This is a genomic window from Aquisalimonas sp. APHAB1-3 (assembly GCF_048323695.1).
In the GTDB taxonomy this organism is placed as follows: domain Bacteria; phylum Pseudomonadota; class Gammaproteobacteria; order Nitrococcales; family Aquisalimonadaceae; genus Aquisalimonas.
On sequence record NZ_JBLWFT010000006.1, the window covers coordinates 138293 to 159373 of the forward strand.

At 65.1% G+C, this 21081-nt stretch carries 17 protein-coding genes; all 17 read left to right on the plus strand.

Annotation, left to right across the window (positions count from 1 at the left end; genetic code table 11):
• The first annotated feature begins 258 nt into the window (after positions 1–258).
• The 17 genes from ACNSTU_RS11125 to ACNSTU_RS11205 all read left to right on the plus strand — a co-directional run bounded on the left by ACNSTU_RS11125 (position 259) and on the right by ACNSTU_RS11205 (position 21071).
• Positions 259–900 (plus strand): XrtA/PEP-CTERM system exopolysaccharide export protein, encoded by a 642-nt coding sequence (locus tag ACNSTU_RS11125; RefSeq protein WP_290634753.1) that lies wholly within the window; start codon positions 259–261, stop codon positions 898–900.
• 59 nt (positions 901–959) lie between these two features.
• Positions 960–2501, plus strand: a complete 1542-nt coding sequence (locus tag ACNSTU_RS11130) for an XrtA system polysaccharide chain length determinant (protein ID WP_290634755.1) — start codon at positions 960–962, stop codon at positions 2499–2501.
• 14 nt (positions 2502–2515) lie between these two features.
• The gene (locus ACNSTU_RS11135; RefSeq protein WP_418212346.1) at positions 2516–3457 is read left to right on the plus strand and encodes an XrtA-associated tyrosine autokinase; all 942 of its coding nucleotides are present in this window, start codon (positions 2516–2518) and stop codon (positions 3455–3457) included.
• Positions 3458–3535: 78 nt separating this feature from the next.
• On the plus strand, positions 3536–4981 hold the full coding sequence (locus tag ACNSTU_RS11140; protein WP_418212379.1) for a TIGR03016 family PEP-CTERM system-associated outer membrane protein: 1446 nt from the start codon (positions 3536–3538) through the stop codon (positions 4979–4981).
• Positions 4982–5017: 36 nt separating this feature from the next.
• Positions 5018–6031, plus strand: a complete 1014-nt coding sequence (locus ACNSTU_RS11145) for an XrtA/PEP-CTERM system-associated ATPase (protein WP_418212347.1) — start codon at positions 5018–5020, stop codon at positions 6029–6031.
• A 23-nt stretch (positions 6032–6054) separates the two neighbouring features.
• The gene (locus ACNSTU_RS11150) at positions 6055–6939 is read left to right on the plus strand and encodes an XrtA system polysaccharide deacetylase (protein ID WP_418212380.1); all 885 of its coding nucleotides are present in this window, start codon (positions 6055–6057) and stop codon (positions 6937–6939) included.
• On the plus strand, positions 6936–7973 hold the full coding sequence (locus ACNSTU_RS11155) for a FemAB family XrtA/PEP-CTERM system-associated protein (RefSeq protein ID WP_418212348.1): 1038 nt from the start codon (positions 6936–6938) through the stop codon (positions 7971–7973). The genes ACNSTU_RS11150 and ACNSTU_RS11155 overlap by 4 nt, the downstream gene beginning before the upstream one ends.
• Positions 7974–7977: 4 nt before the next feature.
• A complete protein-coding gene (locus ACNSTU_RS11160) occupies positions 7978–9231 on the plus strand; it encodes a TIGR03087 family PEP-CTERM/XrtA system glycosyltransferase (RefSeq protein WP_290637898.1) in 1254 nt (417 codons plus the stop codon).
• A complete protein-coding gene (xrtA, locus tag ACNSTU_RS11165) occupies positions 9221–10756 on the plus strand; it encodes an exosortase A (protein WP_418212349.1) in 1536 nt (511 codons plus the stop codon). The genes ACNSTU_RS11160 and xrtA overlap by 11 nt, the downstream gene beginning before the upstream one ends.
• A gap of 5 nt (positions 10757–10761) precedes the next feature.
• Positions 10762–11943, plus strand: coding sequence for a TIGR03088 family PEP-CTERM/XrtA system glycosyltransferase (locus ACNSTU_RS11170; protein ID WP_418212381.1), 1182 nt, complete (start codon positions 10762–10764; stop codon positions 11941–11943).
• A 6-nt stretch (positions 11944–11949) separates the two neighbouring features.
• Positions 11950–13893, plus strand: a complete 1944-nt coding sequence (locus ACNSTU_RS11175) for an XrtA/PEP-CTERM system amidotransferase (protein WP_418212350.1) — start codon at positions 11950–11952, stop codon at positions 13891–13893.
• Positions 13890–14858, plus strand: coding sequence for a sulfotransferase family protein (locus ACNSTU_RS11180; protein ID WP_418212351.1), 969 nt, complete (start codon positions 13890–13892; stop codon positions 14856–14858). Before ACNSTU_RS11175 ends, ACNSTU_RS11180 begins: the two co-directional genes overlap by 4 nt.
• Positions 14851–16107 carry a TIGR04063 family PEP-CTERM/XrtA system glycosyltransferase gene (locus tag ACNSTU_RS11185; RefSeq protein WP_418212352.1) on the plus strand — a complete coding sequence of 419 codons (1257 nt, stop codon included), beginning with the start codon at positions 14851–14853 and terminating at the stop codon, positions 16105–16107. Before ACNSTU_RS11180 ends, ACNSTU_RS11185 begins: the two co-directional genes overlap by 8 nt.
• The gene (locus ACNSTU_RS11190; RefSeq protein WP_418212353.1) at positions 16104–17348 is read left to right on the plus strand and encodes a glycosyltransferase; all 1245 of its coding nucleotides are present in this window, start codon (positions 16104–16106) and stop codon (positions 17346–17348) included. The genes ACNSTU_RS11185 and ACNSTU_RS11190 overlap by 4 nt, the downstream gene beginning before the upstream one ends.
• A gap of 44 nt (positions 17349–17392) precedes the next feature.
• The gene (locus ACNSTU_RS11195) at positions 17393–18214 is read left to right on the plus strand and encodes a sulfotransferase family protein (protein WP_418212354.1); all 822 of its coding nucleotides are present in this window, start codon (positions 17393–17395) and stop codon (positions 18212–18214) included.
• Positions 18211–19587, plus strand: a complete 1377-nt coding sequence (locus tag ACNSTU_RS11200) for a phenylacetate--CoA ligase family protein (RefSeq protein ID WP_418212355.1) — start codon at positions 18211–18213, stop codon at positions 19585–19587. The genes ACNSTU_RS11195 and ACNSTU_RS11200 overlap by 4 nt, the downstream gene beginning before the upstream one ends.
• Entirely contained in the window at positions 19584–21071 is a 1488-nt protein-coding gene (locus ACNSTU_RS11205) for a lipopolysaccharide biosynthesis protein (protein WP_418212356.1), read from the plus strand. Before ACNSTU_RS11200 ends, ACNSTU_RS11205 begins: the two co-directional genes overlap by 4 nt.
• Positions 21072–21081: the final 10 nt, after the last annotated feature.

A 21081-nucleotide genomic window follows, 5' to 3' on the forward strand; every position in this document is an offset into this window, starting at 1 on the left:
TTCGTATTCTATATGTCAATAGGACATGGCGCCCTAACATTTTAGATTATGCGACGTACGTCACAATTTTACTTTACCGATCCGTATGCCGTGATAGTATTCAGGGGGTGGGGAGCGCTAGAGCCAACGGCAGTGACTGGCATGAAACAGCGTCAAACGTCGAGTGGTGAGGCGGCCGAGTTCCATGGTGCCGGGCTAATCGAGCGGTGTTGTCGCCGGAACTCCGGAATAAGCAATAAGTAAAAGGGGTGGCAAGGGATGCGGCTGTTCTCGAATGTGGTCTCTGCGCGCTTCGCTTCCGCGGGAGCGCTTCTTCTGACCGGTGTCATCGTCCTCGCAGGGTGTGCCACGCCGGAGTTCCAGGATGCGCCCGCCACGGTCGACGCCCCCGTCGACCGGGATTACCTGGTCGGCCCCGGCGATACCGTCAACGTGATCGTCTGGGGGAACCCCGAACTCTCGATGTCCGTTCCCGTACGCCCGGACGGCAAGCTCACCACGCCCCTGGTCGAAGACCTTCCGGCGAGCGACAGGACGCCGACTGACCTGGCCAGGGCCATCGAAAATGAGCTTGGCACGTACATCCGCGACCCGGTCGTCACCGTGGTCGTGACCGGCTTCGTGGGGCCGTTCGAACAACAGATCCGGGTTATCGGGCAGGCGGCGGAACCCCAGGCACTCCAGTACCGCGAACACATGACCGTCATGGACGTGATGATTCAGGTGGGCGGACTCACGGAGTTCGCTGCCGGGAACCGCGCCACGCTGGTGCGCACGGTGGACGGGGAAAAGGAGCAGTACCGGGTGCGTCTGGATGACCTGGTCAATGGCGGTGACATCTCCGCCAACGTGGAAATGCTGCCGGGCGACGTGCTGATCATTCCCGAGAGTTTCTTCTGATCGGTCCGGGCCGCCGGCAGGTGTGACAGGGCGTTTGGGTATTTCAAAGGTAGTGCGTCATGGACAAGATCTTCCAGGAAGTCCTCCAGCAGCTGCGCGGCATCTGGCGGCGGCGCTGGTACATCGTACTGGTCGCCTGGGTGGTGTCCGTGGCCGGGTGGGCGTGGATCAACACGCTGCCTGACCGTTACGAGGCCTCGGCGCAGATCCACGTCAATACCGACTCGATACTCCAGCCCCTGCTGCGGAATCTCACTGTTACGCCCAATACCGAGCAGCGCGTGCGCATGATGACGCAGACGCTGCTCACCACCTCGAACCTGGAGCAGGTGGCACGGGACGTGGAGCTGGATCTGCGCTCTGGCAGTGATCGGGACCAGGATGACGTTGTCGAAGAGCTGCGGCGCAACATTCGACTGGTAAGCCGCGGCGGCGGTGACAACCTCTATACCATCCGTTACACCAGCGCCGACCCCGAAGAAGCCAAGGATGTGGTTCAGGCCGTTGTCAATCTGTTCATGGAAGGCGGTATTGGCGTCGGGCGTCAGGATCTTCTGGGGTCTCAACGGTTTATCGAGGCCCAAGTCGAAAGCTATCGCGAGAAGCTGGCTGAGCACGAACGCAAGGTCGAGGACTTCAAGCGCGAGTACGCCCAGCTGTTGCCCGGTCAGGGTGGCCGCGATTACTACAGCCGGCTGGAGGCCATCGAGGGGCAGCTAAGGCAGGCCCGCCTGGAGCTGCGTGAAGCGGAAAACCGGAAGGAAACCTTCGCGCGGCAGCTTGAGGGTGAAGAGCCGGTGCTGCTCGGTGAGCAGGATCAGAACACGGATTTCGAAGACCCGGAGCTGGATCACCGCCTGAGCAATCTGCGCAACAATCTCGACGAGCTGCGCCGCCGCTACACCGACCAGCATCCCGACGTCATCTCCGTGCGGCGCATCATCAATGAACTGGAGCAGGAGAAGGAGGCGCGGGCGGCCGCCCGGCCGGCACAGAGCCCGGCCTCGTTCCAGGAGAGCCTCAATCCGTTTCAGCAGCACCTGACCTTCAGCCTGTCCGAGGCGGAAAGCCGCGTCGCGTCGCTGCGTGTGCGGGTCGAGGACTTCGAGGAGCGGTATCAGGAGCTGAAGGATCAGGTGGACCGTATTCCCCGCATCGAGTCCGAATACGCCTCGCTGCAGCGCGAGAAGAACGTGGTGCGCAACAACTACGAGCAACTGCTCAATACCCGTGAGCGGGCTTCCATGTCCGGGGACGTGGAATCCCAGACGGAGGCCGTGGACTTCCGCGTGGTCGAGCCGCCCAGGCAGCCGTCCAGGCCTTCGGACCCGAACCGCCCGCTGCTGGCAAGCGCCGTGCTGCTGCTGGGTGTGGGGGCTGGCACCGGCCTCGCGTTCCTGCTGGGTCAGCTGCGCAGCACGGTAACGTCGCGCACCGCGCTGGCAGAACTCACCGGCCGCCCGGTGCTTGGCATGATCTCCTACGTCGATACGCGCCAGACCCTCAGGCGCGGGCGGTTGTCCATGGCTGGGTTCTCGGTGGTCGGAGCCGTACTGGTGCTCGTCTATGCCGCCGTACTTGCATCGTATTTCCTCCGTTAAGGGAAGGACGGCCCATGAGCATCATCGAGAAAGCGATCAGCAAGTCCCGGAACCAGTCCGGGGCCAGGCCGAAAGCAGACGCTGCGTACGATCCGGTGGAACCGGAGCGGGGGGGCAGGCGCTCCCACATCGAGCGGGCCGTGGACGAGGTTGACCGGGATCAGGTCGCGGAGTGTGCCACCCCTGAGAGCCCGCCCGTGCGAGAGGGCACGCGACGCCATGTCAAGATTTCCCGCGCCCATCTGGCGGAAATGGGCCTGATCAGCCCCGAGGGAACCACCCGCAGCCAGCTGGCCGAGGAGTTTCGCCTGATCAAGCGCCCCTTGCTGGCCAACGCATTCGGCGAGAGTGAGGTAGCAGGGGATAACCGCAACCTGGTCATGATTACCAGCGCTCTGCCGCGGGAAGGCAAGAGCTTCTGCACCATCAACCTGGCCATGAGCATCGCCATGGAACTCGGCCGCACGGTGCTGCTGGTGGATGCGGATGTGGCACGCCCGATGATTCCGAACTATCTCGGCGTCGACGGCCAGGGGCCGGGGCTGCTGGACCTGCTGGCCGATGACCAGACCGATTTCCCGGATGCGTTGATCCGCACCGATATCGAGAACCTGACCATCATGCCCGCGGGCAAGACCTATCCCAAGGCAACGGAAATGCTTGCCAGCGAGGGCATGGCGCGGCTGATTGGCGAGATGGGGCGCAGGTACCCGGACCGCATCATCCTGTTCGATTCGCCGCCGCTGCTTGCCACCAGCGAAGCGAGTGCGCTTGCCCGCCACATGGGGCAGATCGTGTACGTGGTGGAAGCTGACAAGACGCCGCAGGATGCCGTTGCCCGGGGTGCCGAGCAACTGGACGGCTGCGAGGTGGTGGTTCCATTGCTCAATAAAACACGCCCGTTGCCGGGCATGAAGTATGCCCACGGCTACTACGGGGCCTACTACGGGTCCTGATTGGTGCGGACCTCGACAAGGCGTACAGACAATTTGACTGCTCGACCCCTTGTGCCAGGAGCCTGTTTCGTGGCGCTGATGACGGTAGTGTGCCCGGCGCAAACGCAAGAGAGCCCGTTCTCCATCACCCCCCGGCTTGACCAGCGCGTGACCGTCACGGACAACGTTGGCCTGTCGCCCAGGGGGCAGGAGAGCAACGATCTCATCTACAGCGTCGCACCGGGTGTGCTTGTGGAGGCGGACGGCAACCGGGTGACGGGACGTCTGGACTACTCCTGGGACAACCGCTTCTATGTCAACGAAGACCAGCGTGACCGGGCCAGTCATCGGCTGAATACGAGCGGCAACGCCGAGCTGGTGGAGGACTTCCTGTTTCTCGACGCCCGCGCCAGCCGTCGGCAGCGTGCCCAGACGCTGGTGGACCCCCTGGGTTTTGATGAGGGAGTAGGGCCGGATGGCACGGATGTCACCACCTGGCAGATCAGCCCGTACGTGCGGCAGCGGCTCGGCCGCTTTGCCCTGGTTGATGCCCGCTACACCTACGACCAGGTCCGTTACGGCCAGGGCAATCTGCGGGATAGCTCGTCGGATACGTATGCACTGGACGTGAGCAGTGGCCCCATGTTCGGGCGGTATTTCTGGAGCGGCAACTTCAGTCGCCAGGAGATTCGTTATGACACGGAGCTCGCTTTCGCCGGAGATGATGAAGTTGTGCTGGCGTCCGTTTCCGGAACCGCCGGAGTCCAGCTCACGCCCCGGCTCAGTGTCTTCGGTACGGTGGGTGAGGAGCGCAACGACTTCGTCTCGGCGCGCGAGGAGGTCGACGGGTCCTTCTGGAGCGCCGGCGGCCGCTGGAGCCCCAGCCAGCGGACGTCGATGGAAGCCACGTATGGCGAGCGCTTCTTCGGCAGCACCGCCACCCTGGATTTCCAGCACCGCCGTCGGAACTCGCTTTGGCGGGCATCCTACTCTGAAGGCATCTCAACCACCCGCGGCGAGATTCTGGTTCCTGACCCGTTCTGTGTCGATGCCCTGGTGGATGACGGATTCACCGAAGAAGAAGCCATTCTCCTGTGTGCGCAGTTCGGAGACGCCTCGCTCGCGCTGACGGAGGATGTGTTTGTCTCGGAGCGGGCGCAGGTCTCCGTGCGGTACGACATGCGCCGGAGTTCCTGGAGCCTGCTCGGGTTCCGCTCCGAACGGGATTACCTCTCCGAGCGCGAACAGATCGATGATCTGCGCCGCGACGAGCGACGCACCGGCGTCACCGGCAGGATGGACTGGGACCTGGGCCCGAGGACCACCTCCACCACTAGTCTGACGCGCACGTGGCTGGAGGCCGACGATATCGATGATGAAACCCGCCGGGAGCGGCTCTGGAGTTTCCGCACGGGCGTTACCCGACAGCTCCGGTCCGACATGCGCGGCTCATTGACCTATCGCCACCAACAGCGGTCGTCCACGGAGCAGGTTTTCGGGTACCGCGAGAACGCCATCATCGCCACTCTGAACATGACCTTCTAGCCGCGAGCGCTGCTGCTCGCTCCGACCGGAGCCGAGATGTACGAACATTACTACAACCTCACCGGCAAACCGTTCCAGCTCAACCCCGACCCGGCGTTCTTCTACGGCAGCCGTGGTCACTCTCGGGCCATGGCCTATCTGGAATACGGCGTTCACCAGGGCGAGGGATTCATCGTCATCACGGGGGAGGTGGGTGCCGGCAAAACCACGCTGGTGCGCAATCTGTTCGAGCACCTGGACCGTGACAAGCTCCGCGCAGTGCAGCTGGTGAGTACCCAGCTGAATGCCGACGACATGCTGCGCGCCGTCTGTGCGGCGTTCGGTTTACCGGATGAGGGCACAAAGGCATCCCTGCTGCGCAACCTGGAAGCACACCTGCTGGACTGCCAGCGGGAGGGCAAACGGGCCCTTCTGGTAGTCGACGAGGCGCAGAACCTGGCGCCGTCGGCAGTGGAGGAACTGCGCATGCTCTCCAACTTCCAGACCCGCTGGGGGGCGTTGCTGCAGAGCTTCCTGCTGGGGCAGCCGGAATTCCGGGAGACCCTTCAGAGCCCCAGCATGCGCCAGCTGCGCCAGCGGGTGACGGCCACCTATCATCTTGGGCCCATGGACGCCGAAGAGACCCGGGCGTATATCGAGCACCGGCTGCGGCGGGTTGACTGGAAGGACTTCCCGGCGTTTACGGCTGACGCATTCCACGCGCTGCACGAAGCGACCCGCGGCATTCCGCGGCGGATCAACACGCTGTGCGATCGATTGATGCTCATGGGCTTTCTCGAGGAGCTTCGGGAGTTCGACGAGGATGCAGTGGCGGAAGTCGTGCGCGAGATGGAGCAGGACTTCAACGCGCCCCGGACGTTCGCGGACGTGGGGGAGTCGGCCACCGAGGGCTTCAGCGGCGATGCGATCAATGGCGCCGGAGACCCGGGCCTGACGGCGGGGCTGGAACGGCTGGACGCCCGCGTCTCGCGTCTGGAGCGCTATGTGGTGTACACGTCGAAGCTCTCCAGGCAGATCCTGACCATGGTCAACCGCCGGAAACCCGCGTGAGACGGGAGACCCCCATCAACGCGATGACTTTCGACGTGGAAGACTACTTCCAGGTCTCGGCCATGGAGCCCCATGTGTCGCGTGGGCAGTGGCGAACCATGCCGTGCCGCGTCGAGGCCAATACGGATCGGCTCCTGGCCATGCTTGATGCTGCCGATGTCCGTGCCACGTTCTTCACGCTGGGCTGGGTTGCCGAGCGCTATCCGGCGCTGGTACGCAGGATCGTTGCCGGCGGGCACGAACTGGCCAGTCACGGCTACTGGCATCAGCGCGTCACGGAACTTACCACGGCCGAGTTCCGTGATGACGTCACCCGCGCCAAGGGCGTGCTTGAAGACGTGGGCGGCGTGTCCGTTCAGGGTTACCGGGCGCCGAGCTTCTCCATCGGCTCCGGTAACCTCCATGCTCTGAACACCCTGCGGGAGACCGGACATCGCTACAGCTCCAGCGTGTATCCGGTGCAGCATGACCACTACGGTATGCCGGACGCCCCGCGTGAGCCGTTCCGCCCCCTGGGCGACGATGGCGTGGTGGAGCTACCCCTGGCGACTGTGCGCCTGGCAGGCCGTAACCTGCCCGCGGCCGGTGGCGGCTACTTCCGGTTGCTGCCTTACAGCGTCTCGCGGGGCGCGTTGCGCCGTATGAACGGACATGACCGACGCCCCGGAATCTTCTACCTGCACCCGTGGGAGATCGATCCCGGTCAGCCACGCATCCCCGGCGTCAGCCTGAAAACGCGGTTTCGCCATTACGTCAACCTTGCCCGCACCGAGGAGCGGCTGCGCCGCCTGCTGCGGGATTTCCGCTGGGGGCCGGTGAGCGTCGTCTACGGCCATGCCCTGGGCCGCACCGCTGACGGTGCCGCGGCCAGCGACTTACAGACAGCGGGGGTGCCGGTTCAGTCATGAGTTCTGCAGGCGTCGAGATCAGCGAGCTCAAGCCCGCCGACCACCAGCGCTGGGATGCCTTCGTGGATGCCTGCCCCGGGGCCACCTTCTGCCACCGTGCCGGCTGGCAGACGGTCATCGAGCGTGCCTTCGGCCATCGCACCTATTTCATGATGGCCACCCGCGGCGACCGTATAGAAGGTGTTCTTCCCCTGGCGCGGATGCGCAGCATGCTCTTCGGTGACCAGCTCGTCTCGCTGCCGTTCTGCGTATACGGCGGAATCGCTGCGGATACGGACGCGGCCGCATCGGCCCTGGACCGGGCCGCCCAGGCACGGGCCGCCGAACTCGGAGTGGATCATCTGGAGTACCGCAATCTCGCCCCGCGGCACACGGACTGGCCCACGAAGGCGCTCTACGTGACCTTCCGCAAGTCCATTGAGCCGGATGTGGAGGCCAACATGCAGGCCATTCCGCGCAAGCAGCGGCGTATGGTCCGGCAGGGCATGAAAGCGGGACTCGCCAGCCGTTTCGATGATGATGTCGACCGGTTCTTCCGTGTCTACGCGCAGAACGTCCACCGCATGGGAACCCCGGTGTTCAGCAAGCACTATTTTCAGGTGCTGCGGGATGTCTTCGGCGAGGATTGCCGCATCCTGACCGTGCATCAGGACGACGAGCCCGTGGCCAGTGTCATGACCTTCTATTTCCGAGACGAAGTCATGCCGTACTACGGCGCCGGCATGCCGCTGGCCCGTGACGTGGCCGGCTACGATTTCCTCTATTGGGAACTCATGCGCCGTGGCTGCGAGGCGGGCTACCGCGTGTTCGACTATGGCCGCAGCAAAAAGGGAACCGGCTCGTACAGCTTCAAGAAGAACTGGGGGTTCGAGCCGCAGCCCCTGTACTACGAGTTCCAGCTCCATCAGGGCGACAAGGTGCCCGACAACAATCCTCTGAACCCGAAGTACCAGCGGGCCATTCGCATGTGGCAGCGGTTGCCTCTGGCCGTGGCGAACGTGCTGGGCCCCCGCATTGTCAGGAACCTGGGGTAGCGTGATGAAAGACCTGCTGCTGCTGACACATCGCATACCTTGGCCCCCGAACAAGGGCGACAAGATCCGCTCTTTCCACCTGCTGCGCTATCTCGCCGAGCGCTACCGCGTGCACCTGGGCACGTTCGTGGATGATCCGGAAGACCTGCGCTACGTGTCCGACGTTGAGGCTGTCTGTGCCAGTGCCTTCATCGCCCCGCTGCAACCGCGCCGGGCAAAACTGCGTGCCCTTACCGGGCTGCTCACCGGGGCACCGCTGGGGTTGCCTTACTATAGCGACCGCGGCCTTGCCCAGTGGGTCGACGCCACCATCGACACCCACGGTATCGATCAGGCCGTGGTGTTCTCATCCACCATGGCGCAGTACGTGGCGTCCTATCCGGATCTGCCCCGTGTAGTCGACCTGGTCGATGTGGATTCCGAAAAGTGGCGGCAGTATGCGAGCAGCCGCCGCCTGCCGATGCGCTGGGTCTATTCCCGGGAGGGGCGTCGCCTGCTCGACTTCGAGCGGCGCATCGCCCACGAGGCCAGTGCCGCCGTGTTTGTCTCCGACACCGAGGCCGACCTGTTCCGGGCCCTGGCACCGGAGAGCGCCGCGCGGGTGCATGCCGTGCACAACGGTGTCGATACGGGCTACTTCGATCCGGCGCTTAGCGGGCACTCGCCCTATCCTGAGAACGGCAAGGTGCTGGTGTTCACCGGTGCCATGGATTACTGGCCCAACGAGGACGCGGTGATCTGGTTCACCCGTTCCGTGTTTCCCCTGATTCGTGCCGCCGAGCCGGCGGCGCGTTTCTTCATTGTGGGTCGCGGGCCCGGACGGGCGGTTCGGGCGCTGGCGCAGGAGCCCGGCGTGACGGTCACGGGCGGCGTGCCCGACATGCGTCCATGGCTCGGGCATGCCGCCGTGGCGGTTGCACCGCTCCGGGTTGCCCGCGGGGTGCAGAACAAGGTGCTGGAAGCCATGGCCATGGCCCGGCCGGTGGTGGCCACCGGCCCGGCCCTGTCCGGCATTCACGCCGTGGAAGGGCAGGAGGTGCTGTGCGCCGACGATGCCGAGACTTTCGCCCGGTGTGTGCAGGAGCAGCTGCATTGTCCGGATGCGGCGCTCGGGCAGCGGGCCCGCGCCCGCGTTGAGCAGGATTACGCCTGGAACGCCTGCCTCGGTCGGCTGGAGTCGATGCTTTCGCCCCGTCGCAGTGACACACCGCAGCTCGGGGCTGTCCCGGACGCGCTGGAGGCCGGGCATGGCCGTTGATCGCCACGCGTACTCGGCGGCACAGGCCCTGCGGGATCCCTGGCCGGGTGCCTTGCTGGCACTGGGCAGTGCAGTGGTGCTGTTGCTGGGGGTGTTCTATCCGACCTTCCGAAGCATGGTCACCACCTGGTCCAATACCGAAACGTACACCCATGGGTTTCTGATCGTCCCCATCGTGCTGTTCGTTCTGTGGCGACAGCGTCACGCCCTTGCGCGGCTGACACCGCAGCCGGCGCCCGTGGCGGCCGTTGCCCTCGGTGGCCTGGCGTTCCTGTGGATGCTCGGTGAACTGGTGGATGTCTGGTCCGTGCGGCAGTTCAGCGTCGTGCTGATGATCCCCGTGCTGGTATGGCTGATCCTCGGCGCCAGGATTGCCTGGCAGATGAAGTTCCCGCTGGGGTATCTGCTCTTCGCCGTGCCCTTCGGCGAGTTCCTGGTGCAGCCGCTGATGGTCTACACGGCCGATTTCACCGTCGCCATGGTGCGTTTGACCGGCATCCCGGTGTATCGCGATGGCATGTACTTCACCCTGCCCACGGGTAACTGGTCGGTCGTCGAGGCATGCAGCGGCATCCGCTACCTCATTGCTTCGGTGGCGCTGGGGACGCTGTACGCCTACCTCATGTATCGCTCATGGCGGCGCCGCCTGCTGTTTCTCGCATTCGCCATCACACTGCCGATCCTGGCGAACGGGCTGCGTGCCTACATGATCGTGATGATCGGCCATCTCAGCGACATGCAGTTGGCAGTGGGGGTGGATCACCTGCTCTATGGCTGGGTGTTCTTCGGCATCGTCATCTTCCTGATGTTCTGGGTCGGGTCATTCTGGCGCGAGGATACCCCCCGCCCTCTGCAGCACAACGCCGTCGGCCCGGAGCCCGCTCCCCGCTTCCGGGGCAGCAATCATCTCGCCGCCACCACGGCGCTGGCCATGGGGGTGCTGGTCGCGGCGCCGGCCTATGCGGCCTGGATGGATCGTGAGGACCGCTGGAGCGCGCCGGACCTTGGCACCCTGCCCGAGCGCGTCGGCCAGTGGCATTTGACCGACGCTGAGCCGGACTGGGTGCCCCTGTACCATCACGCCCGGGATGAATGGCAGGGCAGCTACGCTGCAGGGAGCGATGCTGTCGGCGTGTACGTCGGCGTGTATGCGGAACAGAACCGTCACGGCAAGATGGTGACCTGGGCCAACACGTTGATCGAGCGCAACAGTGACGACTGGCGCCAGCGCAGTGGTGGGCGCGGATACGCCAGCTCCCGGCAGGCCCTTCTGTCGGGACCGGATCAGCGCCTGCTGGTCTGGCAGTGGTATTGGGTGGACGGCCATCTCACCACCAGCCGGCACGTGGTCAAGGGAAGGGAGGCGCTCTCCCGGCTCATGGGCGGGCGCGACCTCGCCGCCAATATTGTCATCTTCGCGCCTTACGACGATTCGCCCGAGGCCGTTAACACCGCCATGGCGTCGTTTGCCGAGGCCATGCTGCCTGAAGTGCAGGCGCGGCTGACCCGGCTGGAGGGGCAGTGAGCACCATGCCCATGGTCAGCGCACGGGACGGCCGTGATCCGCGGCCGCTGGTGGCCCACATTGTCTATCGTCTCGGTACCGGCGGGCTGGAGAACGGCCTGGTGAACCTGGTCAACACCCTGTCCACCGATCACTACCGCCACGTGGTGATCTGCCTGGATGACTACACGGCGTTCGCTCACCGGATTCGCCGAGGGGATGTTTCCCTGTACGCCCTGCGCAAGCCGCCGGGCCTGGGGCTTGGCACGCAGGTCCGTCTCTGGCGACTGCTCCGCCGACTGCGCCCGGACATCGTCCACAGCCGGAACCTGGCGGCGCTGGAGTGTCAGGTGGTGGCGGGGCTCTCCGGCGTGCCGGTGCGCATCCATGGCGAGCACGGTCGTGACGTCTCCGATCTCGACGGACGCAGCGTGAAGTACCAGTGGATCCGGCGCGTCTTCAGCCCCTGGGTGCACCATTACATTGCGCTCTCCCGCGATCTGGAACGCTACCTCACCGGGCCTGTTGGCATCGGTCAGCGTCGGGTGACGCAACTCTACAACGGCGTCGACACCCAGCGGTTCCGGCCGGCGGAGGAGCGCCGGCCCGTGCCCGCGTTCCAGGGCGGGCAGCAGCTGGTCATCGGCACGGTCGGCCGCATGCAGCCGGTCAAGGACCCCCTCAACCTCGTGCACGCCTTCATCGAACTGGTGCAGCGCCATGCGGACGGCCGCGAACGCCTGCGCCTGATCATCGTTGGCGATGGCCCCCTGCGGTCGGAGGCACAGCAGTTACTGGATGCGGCCGGGCTGGCGGAAACGGCCTGGTTGCCAGGGGATCGCGACGATGTGCCCGAGCTGCTGCGCAGCATGGACGTGTTCGTGCTGCCGTCATTGGCCGAGGGCATCTGCAACACGGTGCTGGAGGCCATGGCCAGCGGCCTGCCGGTGGTGGCAACCGACGTGGGTGGCAATCCAGAGCTGGTGATTGACGGCGAGACCGGCGTGCTGGTGCCGGCGGCCGACTCCACCGCCCTGGCAGACGGTATCGCCTCGGTGATTGCCGACCAGGGACGCATGCGGGCCTGGGGCGAGCAGGGACGACAGCGGGTACAGCGGGAATTCAGCCTGGACGCCATGGTCGGGCGCTACGGCGATGTCTACGAACGGCTCCTGCGCGAGCGCGGTGCGGGCCTGGCAGAGGAATAGGCAGGAATGTGCGGACTTGTGGGGATCATGGACATGCGGGGCCGTGCAGAGGTCAGCCGGGCGGTGTTGCACGGCATGAACGAGACCCAGCACCACCGCGGCCCCGACGAAGGGGGATTGCACCTGGGCCGCGGGATCGGGCTGGGGCACCGCAGGTTGTCGATCATCGATCTCTCGTCCGGGCAGCAGCCGCTGTACAACGAAGATCACACCGTCGTGGTGGTCTACAACGGCGAGATCTACAACTTCCAGGAACTGGCCGCCGAACTTGCGGCCCTGGGTCACGCCTTCCGCACGCACTGCGATACGGAGGTGATCGTCCATGCCTGGGAGGAGTGGGGCGCGGATTGCGTGGAGCGCTTTCGCGGCATGTTCGCCTTCGCTGTCTGGGACGAGCGCCGCGGGACGCTGTTTCTGGCCCGTGACCGGCTTGGCGTCAAGCCTCTGTATTACGCGGAGCTGCCCGACGGCACCCTGGCGTTCGCCTCGGAGCTGAAGGCGTTGACCGTGCACCCGCGGTTCATGCGTGAACTCGACCCCTATGCCGTGGAGGAGTACTTTGCCTACGGCTATGTGCCTGAACCCCGCACCATCTATCGTCAGGCGCGCAAGCTTCCGCCGGGGCACACGCTGACCGTTCAGCGCGGGCAGCCCATGCCGGCACCGCGGGAGTACTGGGACGTCCGCTTCCAGGCAGAGGCCATTAACGAGGACGACGCCCGGGTGGAGCTCATCGAGCGCCTGCGCGAGGCCGTGAACATCCGCCTGATTGCGGATGTGCCGCTGGGCGCGTTCTTGTCGGGTGGCGTGGATTCCAGTGCCGTGGTCGCCATGATGGCGGAGCTCTCGGACGAGCCCGTGAACACCTGTTCCATCAGCTTCGGTGATCCGGCCTTCGATGAAGCGGCCTACGCGCAGAAGGTGGCCGGGCGGTACGGTACCCGGCACCGGGTCGAGCAGGTCAGCCCCGACAACTTCTCGCTCGTCGACCGCCTCGCCGGGCTCTACGACGAACCCTATGCGGACAGCTCCGCGATGCCCACCTACGAGGTGTGCCGGCTGGCGCGCCGGGACGTAACAGTGGCCCTCTCCGGCGACGGCGGGGACGAGAATCTGGCCGGTTATCGCCGCTACCGCTTTCACCGGCAGGAGGAGCGCCTGCGCAGCAGTCTGCCACTGAGGCTCCGGCAATCGGTGTTCGGCGTGCTCGGGCAGGTGTACCCCAAGGCGGACTGGGCTCCCCGCGTCCTGCGTGCCAAGGCGACGTTCCAGGCCTTTGCCCGGGACACGGTGGAGGGGTATTTCCACAACATCTCGGTGCTCAACGACGGTCACCGCCAGGCGCTCTACAGTGACGGGTTCCGGCGCGAGCTGCAGGGGTATCACGCCGTCGAGGTGCTGCGTCGTCACGACCGCAAGGCGCCCACGGACGATCCCCTCTCCCGGGTGCAGTACCTGGATCTCAAGACCTATCTTCCCGACGACATCCTCACCAAGGTGGATCGGGCCAGCATGGCGCATGCCCTGGAAGTGCGCGTGCCCATTCTTGATCACAAGCTCGTGGAGTGGATGGCGACGCTGCCGTCGTCGCTCAAGCTGCGCGGCGGCGAGGGAAAGCACGTCTTCAAGCGGGGGCTGGAGCCCTACCTGCCACGGGATGTGTTGTATCGCAACAAGATGGGGTTTGCTGTGCCGCTGGCTGCCTGGTTCCGTGGTCCGCTGCGCGAGCGCGTCCGTCAGGCCGTGACCGGGCCCGCCATGCTGGATTCCGGCTACTTCGACGCGGCCTACCTGCGGCGGGCCGTGGATCAGCACCAGTCCGGTCGGCGCGACAACAGTGCCATGCTGTGGTCACTGCTCATGTTCGACGCCTTCCTGCGAAACCAAACAGCGACAGTACCCATGATGAACTCGGTGCCGCCCGCCGACATCCGGGAGGCGCGCGCATGAGCGTGCTGCTGGTCGGGCTGCCGCGCTCGGGTACCACATGGGTGGGCAAGATTCTGGACAGCCATCCCGACACGCTGTACCGGCACGAGCCGGATCGTGGCCGGGCGCTGCGGGACGTTCCCATCCACGCGCCGCCGGAGCCGACCCCGGCGTACCGCGATCGCATTCAGGGTTTTCTGCACGGGTTGCCGGACAGCCGGGATCCCAGGGTCTGCGGCAAACTGCCGCTGTTCCCGAAGCGTTACCTGCCCGGCTGGCGCTTCGCCGTATTCCGCTCCAGCGTCTACCTGGACAAGGCGACGCGCGGGCGGCTGCCCTGGCCGGTGGTGCAGCCGGTCGGGGGTGCCAACGGGGCTCCGGTGATGGTGTGGAAATCAATCGAGTCCACCGGGCGTGCCGGCCTGATCGCCCGTTGCGACACGCGGCTTCGGGTCATCCACCTGCTGCGTCACCCCTGCGGTCAGATCGCGTCAGTGCTGCGGGGGGAGGCGACCGGGCAGTTCAGCGATGACTGCCCCTCAAGCCAGGACTGGCATCTCTTCGCCATGTTGTGCGAGACGCCCCAGGCGCAGCGTCACGGCCTGACGCTGAAGCGTCTGCAGTCCATGGATGCGATCAGCCGCCTGGCCTGGCGCTGGGTCCTGTTCAACGAGAAGGCCATGGATGAGCTGAACGGACTCGACAATGCCTGCACGGTTCGTTACGAGGACATCTGTCTGGACCCGCTGCCCGAGGCGCGCCGCATGATCGAGTTCGCCGGCATGGACTGGGAGCCCGCCATCGAGGCGTTCCTCGGTTCGAGCGTCTCCGCCGACGGCGATGCCTACTACAGCGTCTACCGTGATGCCGCCCGTGAGGTGGATCGCTGGCGCGAGCGCCTTGAGGCCGGGCAGATCGAGCGCATTCGCCAGGTGGTCGAGCATACCGGCCCCGGGGCCCTGTACAGGGAGAGCTTCCATGGCTGAACCGATACAAGCTCCCGCCCGGGAGGCAACCCGCCCGCCGCGGATCCTGCACCTGCTGGATCACTCCCTGCCCCTGCACAGCGGTTACACCTTCCGCACCCTGTCAATTCTGCACGAGCAGAACCGGCTTGGCTGGGAGACATTTCACCTCACCAGCCCGAAACAGGGGGTGACGGACGCGTTGTGTGAAGATGTCGATGGCTGGCGTTTCTACCGGACGCCCTGGGCGGGCGGCGATACCATGAGCGGGGTGCGCGAGTGGCGGTTGATGGATACGCTGACGCGCCGCCTGATGGACGTGGCGGAGGAAGTGGAGCCGGACATCATCCACGCCCATTCCCCGGCCCTGAACGCGATCCCGGCGCTGCGCGTCGGGCGGCACCTGAACATCCCCGTGGTCTATGAAGTAAGGGCGTTCTGGGAGGACGCCGCCGTGGATCATGGCGCAACCCGCGAGGGCGCGCTCCGGTATCGGCTGACCAGGGCGCTGGAGACCTGGGCGCTGAAGCGGGCCGATGCCGTGACGACCATCTGTGAAGGCCTGCGGCAGGACATCATCCACAGGGGCATTCCGGCCCACCGCGTCACCGTGATTCCCAACGCTGTGGACGTGGACCGCTTCCGGCTGCGGCAGGCTCCTGATCAGGAGTTGCGCACCAGATACGGGCTAAGCGAGGGCCTGACGCTCGGGTTTATCGGGTCGTTCTACGGCTACGAAGGGCTGGACATCCTCATCGAGGCGCTGCCCGGGATCCTGCGGCAGCGCCCGGATACGCGCCTACTACTCGTGGGCGGAGGCCGGCAGGAGCATGCCCTGCGGCAGCTCGCCAGCACGGTCGGGGTCGAGGATGCGGTCGTTTTCGCCGGCCGCGTCCCCCATGAGGAGGTTCAGCGTTATTACGACCTGATCGACGTCCTGGTGTATCCCCGCCGGTCGATCCGCCTCACGGAGCTGGTCACCCCGCTGAAACCGCTGGAATCCATGGCGCAGGGGCACCTGATGGTGGCGTCAGACGTCGGTGGACACCGAGAGCTGATCCGCGATGGCGACACCGGGATCCTGTTCCCGGCGGGAAACCCCCGCGCCCTGACACAGGCCGTGCTGCGCCTCCTGGACCAACGCGACACCTGGCCGGCGCTGCGGGCGGCCGGACGCGCGTTCGTCGAACACGAGCGGAACTGGCGGGCCAGTGTGGCGCGGTACCGTGACGTCTACGGGCGTCTGTCCCTGGAAGGGGTGGCGCCGTGAACCCTGCCGTTGTCGTCTTCGCAAGCCTTTATCCCAGCACGGAACAGCCGACCGCCGGGATCTTCATCCATGAACGCATGAAGCGCGTGGCCGGGCAGTTGCCCGTGATAGTGGTATCGCCTCAGCCCTGGTTCCCCGGCCAGGGGGTGCTGCGGTGGCTCCGTCCCGGGTATCGACCGGGCGGTGCATCGCATGAATGGCGAGACGGGGTCGAAATCCACCGCCCCCGCTTCCTGGCGCTGCCGCTGCTGGGCCGGTCACTGGACAGCATCAGCATGGCGGTTTGCTCGATGCCGCTGCTTTCCAGATTACGCCGCGCCGGGAAGCTGGATCTGATCGACGCCCATTTCGGTTACCCGGACGGCCACGCCGCATGCGTGATCGCGCGGTGGCTGCGGGTGCCGTTCACCGTGACATTGCGGGGCACCGAGCCGCGCATTGGCGCTGCAGCAGTCCGGGGCCGGTTGCAGCGGCGCGCCCTGCGGGCTGCCGCCCGCGTCATTGGTGTCGCCGGCAGCCTTGCCGACTGGGCCCGCGGTCAGGGCGTCGCCGATGAACGGCTGGCGGTGGTCGGCAATGGCGTCGACCCGGATCTGTTCGCCCCGATTCCCCGGGGCGAGGCCCGGCGCACCCTGGGGCTGCCGGATGATGCCGACGTGCTGATCACCGTCGGCGGCCTGACCGAGCGCAAGGGATTTCACCGGGTGATTGATGTGCTTCCCGACCTTGTCGCGGAGCACCCGAAACTGCACTACCTGGTAGTGGGTGGCCGTAGCGGCGAGGGCGACTGGCGCGGGCGGCTGGAGGCGCAGGTACGGTCCCTCGGGCTGGAGCAACGCGTGCACTTTCTCGGGGTTGTGCCGCCCGATGCGCTGCATGTGCCCTTGTCCGCCGCCGACGTCTTCGTCCTTGCCTCCCGTAACGAGGGCTGGGCCAATGTCCTGCTGGAAGCCATGGCGTGCGGCGTGCCGGTTGTGGCCACGGATGTGGGTGGCAATGCGGGCGTCGTCGTCAGAGAGGAGTTGGGCACCGTGATTCCCTTTGGTGACCGGGAGGCGCTGGTCCGCGAACTACACGCCGCCCTGGACCGTCGGTGGGATCGTGATGCCATTCGCAGCCATGCCCGGGAGAATGCCTGGGACGGTCGTGTCGACGCCCTGGTCGCGTTGCTGAGCGGTGCAGTGGGTGCCGCCAGTGCGGGGTGTCAGCAGACGCGGGTAGAAGGAGCCTCACGGCCATGAATCAGCCGCTCTTGAAACGTGCGCGACGCCGGTTCCGGCGCGCTATGGCAAGAAAGACAAAGGAATCGGTGCAGACTTGGCGGGCTTTGACGCAAGGAGTGCGGCCGGGACTCCATGCGTTCGTCGTAGGAGCGCAGCGCTCGGGAACCAATATGGTGATGAACATTCTCGACCGCAGCTACGACACGACCGTCTATCACGAGCGTGACCCCAGGGCGTTCGACGAGTATCTGATGCGCCCGCCGGAGACCATCGACAACCTCATCGTCCGTGCAAGGGCGCCGGTGTTCGTGATCAAGGCTCTGTGCGAAATGGACCGCCTGCCGTGGCTGATGGAGCGGTTTGCGCCGGCGCGCGTCATCTGGGTTGTACGCCACTACGATGACGCGGTGAATTCTTCCCTGCGGTCGTTCGGCAAGGTGGCGGACCAGGTGTCCGGTCTCGTCGACGATCCGGGGTTCCATGTCTGGATGGGCAAAGGGATGTCCCGCGAAACACACGCACGCCTCCGGGAACTCCACTACCCGGAGATGAACGAGGCTTCCCGCGTTGCTTTGTTCTGGTACACACGTAATCGGCTGTTGTTCGATACCGGACTCGCGGATGATCCGCGCGTGATCCTGGTCAGCTATGAACGGCTGGTGACCGATCCCCACGTGGAGTTCCGGGATGTGTTTGCTTTTCTGGGGCTGGACTACGGTGACCGGCTTGCCGCCAACGTCACGCCGCGCTCGGTGCGCAAGGCGCCGGCGCCGGATATCGATCCGGAGGTGCGTGCGGCCTGTGATGCGCTGTTGGTGGAGCTCGGATGGTCCGCCGCGGGCCTGGGCCTGTCGCAAGAACCGGAGGCGGTGGCGGTGTCATGAGTGACCTGTATACGCGTCTGTTCGCCGCGGGCCTGTTCCCACTGCATGAGCGGCTGAAGGGGCACAACAGTGTCGCCGCGCGCAGGTGGATGGAGCGCACCCAGTGGTGGGAGCCCACAGCGTTGCGAGCGCTGCAGCTGGAACGGCTTCGGGCGCTACTCGCCCACGCCGGCGCGCACGTCCCCTATTACCGTCGTCTGTTCAGCTCCCTTGGATTCGACCCTGAGGCGGTGCAGTCGATTGAGGAGCTTCGGCGTCTGCCGTTTCTCGATAAACCCACGATCCGTCGTGAGCAGGATACCCTGAAATCCGATGTGGCCCGCGGGCTCACGCGAATGTCGACGGGCGGCTCCTCGGGAGAGCCGCTCGTGTTCTGGCTCGGAACCGAGCGTGTCAGTCATGACGTCGCGGCCAAATGGCGTGCCACCCGCTGGTGGGGCGTGGACATTGGTGATTCGGAGGTGGTTCTGTGGGGATCACCCATCGAGTTGGGTGGCCAGGACCGTATCAAACGACTGCGGGACTGGCTGCAGCGCTCGGTTCTGCTGCCGGCGTTCGATATGTCGGATGACAAGGTGCGCGGGTTCGTGGACACCATTCGCGCCCGTCGGCCACGCATGCTGTTCGGCTATGCATCGGCGCTGGCCCACGTTGCCGGGTTTGCCGAGCGTGAGGGGTACCGACTGGATGATATCGGCTGCCGGGTCGCCTTCGCGACGGGTGAAAGCCTGTACGAGCACCAGCGTGAGGTTGTAGAGCGCGTGTTCGGGTGCCGCGTCGCCAACGGCTACGGCGGTCGGGATGCAGGATTCGTGGCGCACCAGTGTCCGGCGGGCGGACTCCATATCACGGCCGAGGACGTGGTCGTGGAGGTGATCGATACCGACGGCAACCCAGTGGTCGATGGTGAAATGGGCGAGTTGGTCGTGACGCATCTCGCAACGCAGGATTTCCCGTTCGTGCGCTACCGCACCGGTGACGTCGGCGCCCTGGATGACCGGAGGTGTTCATGCGGTCGGGGACTGCCTCTGCTCAAAAATATCCAGGGACGAACCACGGATTTTGTCGTTGCCGCCGATGGCACTGTCATGCACGGCCTCGCGTTGATCTACGTGGTCAGGGAACTGCCTGGCATTCGCAACTTCCGGATCGTCCAGCACAGCCATACCCATGTGCAGATCCAGATCGTCACCGATCGGGATTTCGTGCATGCCAGTGTGGAGGCCCTCAGGGCTGGGTTCAGGGCCCGTCTTGGTCAGGCCGTGGAGGTAAAGGTCGAGCAGGTCGATGAGGTCGCTCTGGAAGGGTCCGGGAAACACCGATACGTGATCAGCAAAGTCGCGCCGGACTCCGGGAGAGTCAACGCGGCATGAGCAGTGTTGGCAGCAAGGTCGCCAAAGGTGCGGCCTGGATGGTTGGATTCCGCTTTCTGCAGCGGTTCATCGGCGTCATCAGTACCGTCATTCTGGCACGCTTACTCATTCCCGAAGACTTCGGTCTGGTTGCCATGGCGATGGCGGTCTACGCCATCCTTGAACTCATCGGTCAGGCGGGTTTCGATCTTGCCCTCATTCAGAACCAGCGCGCCGACCGCCGCCACTACAACACCGCCTGGACGTTCATGGTGCTGTACGGCGTATTCAGCGCTGCCGTCCTGATCCTGCTGGCACCGACTTTCGCGGGTCTGTTCGGCGACCCACGCGTGGAGGGGATCGTCTACGCGCTGGCTGTGCTCGCGGTGATCCAGGGGTTCGAGAACATCGGCATCGTCGCCTTCCGTAAGGAACTGCAGTTCAACAAAGAGTTCTGGTTCCAAGTGGCGAAGAAGCTGACCGCATTCGTGGTCACCGTCGCCTTAGCTTACATCTTCCGCAGCTACTGGGCCCTCGTCGCAGGGATGCTTGCGTCGCGCCTGACGGGGGTGACGCTCAGTTACTGGATCCACCCTTATCGGCCTCGGCTCAGTCTTGCCGCAACGCGAGACCTGTTCACGTTCTCGGGGTGGGTGATTTTTGCCAACCTGACGCGTTATGCCCACACTCGGGGGCCCGATTTCATCATCGGGCCGATGCTCGGAGCTGCCAACTTAGGGTTGTTCCGGATTGCAAAGGAAATCTCTAACTTGCCGTCAACGCAGTTGACGTTCCCGATCATGCGGGCGGTTTTCCCCGGCTATGCCAAGATCGCTCATGACAGGCCGCGCCTGCAGCAGGGTTTCCTGGATACCCAGGGCATGATCGCCATGATCACGCTTCCTGCGTCAGTTGGAGTGGTTGTTATGGCCGAGCCACTCGTCTATCTCATGCTTGGCTCGAAATGGGCTGCGGCCATTCCTCTGATGCAGGTCCTTGGCCTCTACGGCATTACCAAGATTCTGCAGGGCAACAGCGCTGCGTTGTTCATGGCGATGGGCAAGCCCTACTGGATCGGCCTGTTCGTGCTCATGGAAACTGCGATCTTGCTGCCTCTGCTGTTCGTGCTGCTGAACCACGGCGGGCTGGAAATCGCTGTTTGGGCAAATGTGATCGGTGGGCTGGCCTTGGTGCCACCGGTGCTGATGGTACTCACCCGGACCCTGGGAGTTAGGCCGCTACAGCGTCTCGCGGTGATCTGGCGCCCATTCGTGGGGGCCGCCGTGATGGCGGCGGCTGTGGTGCTGATGAGTCGGGAGGTGCCGCCGGTCCACGACGAGTGGTCGGCTTTCGTGCACATCGTTACGGTCCTGCCGGTGGCCGGTGGCACTTATTTGGCAACGGTGCTGCTGGCATGGTGGCTGACCGGGGCCGAGCGTGGTACCGAGACAAGGTTGCTGGGAGCGCTTCGTCATCGCTTCCCCCTGCCGGGATTCCTTCGGTAAGGACAGAAAC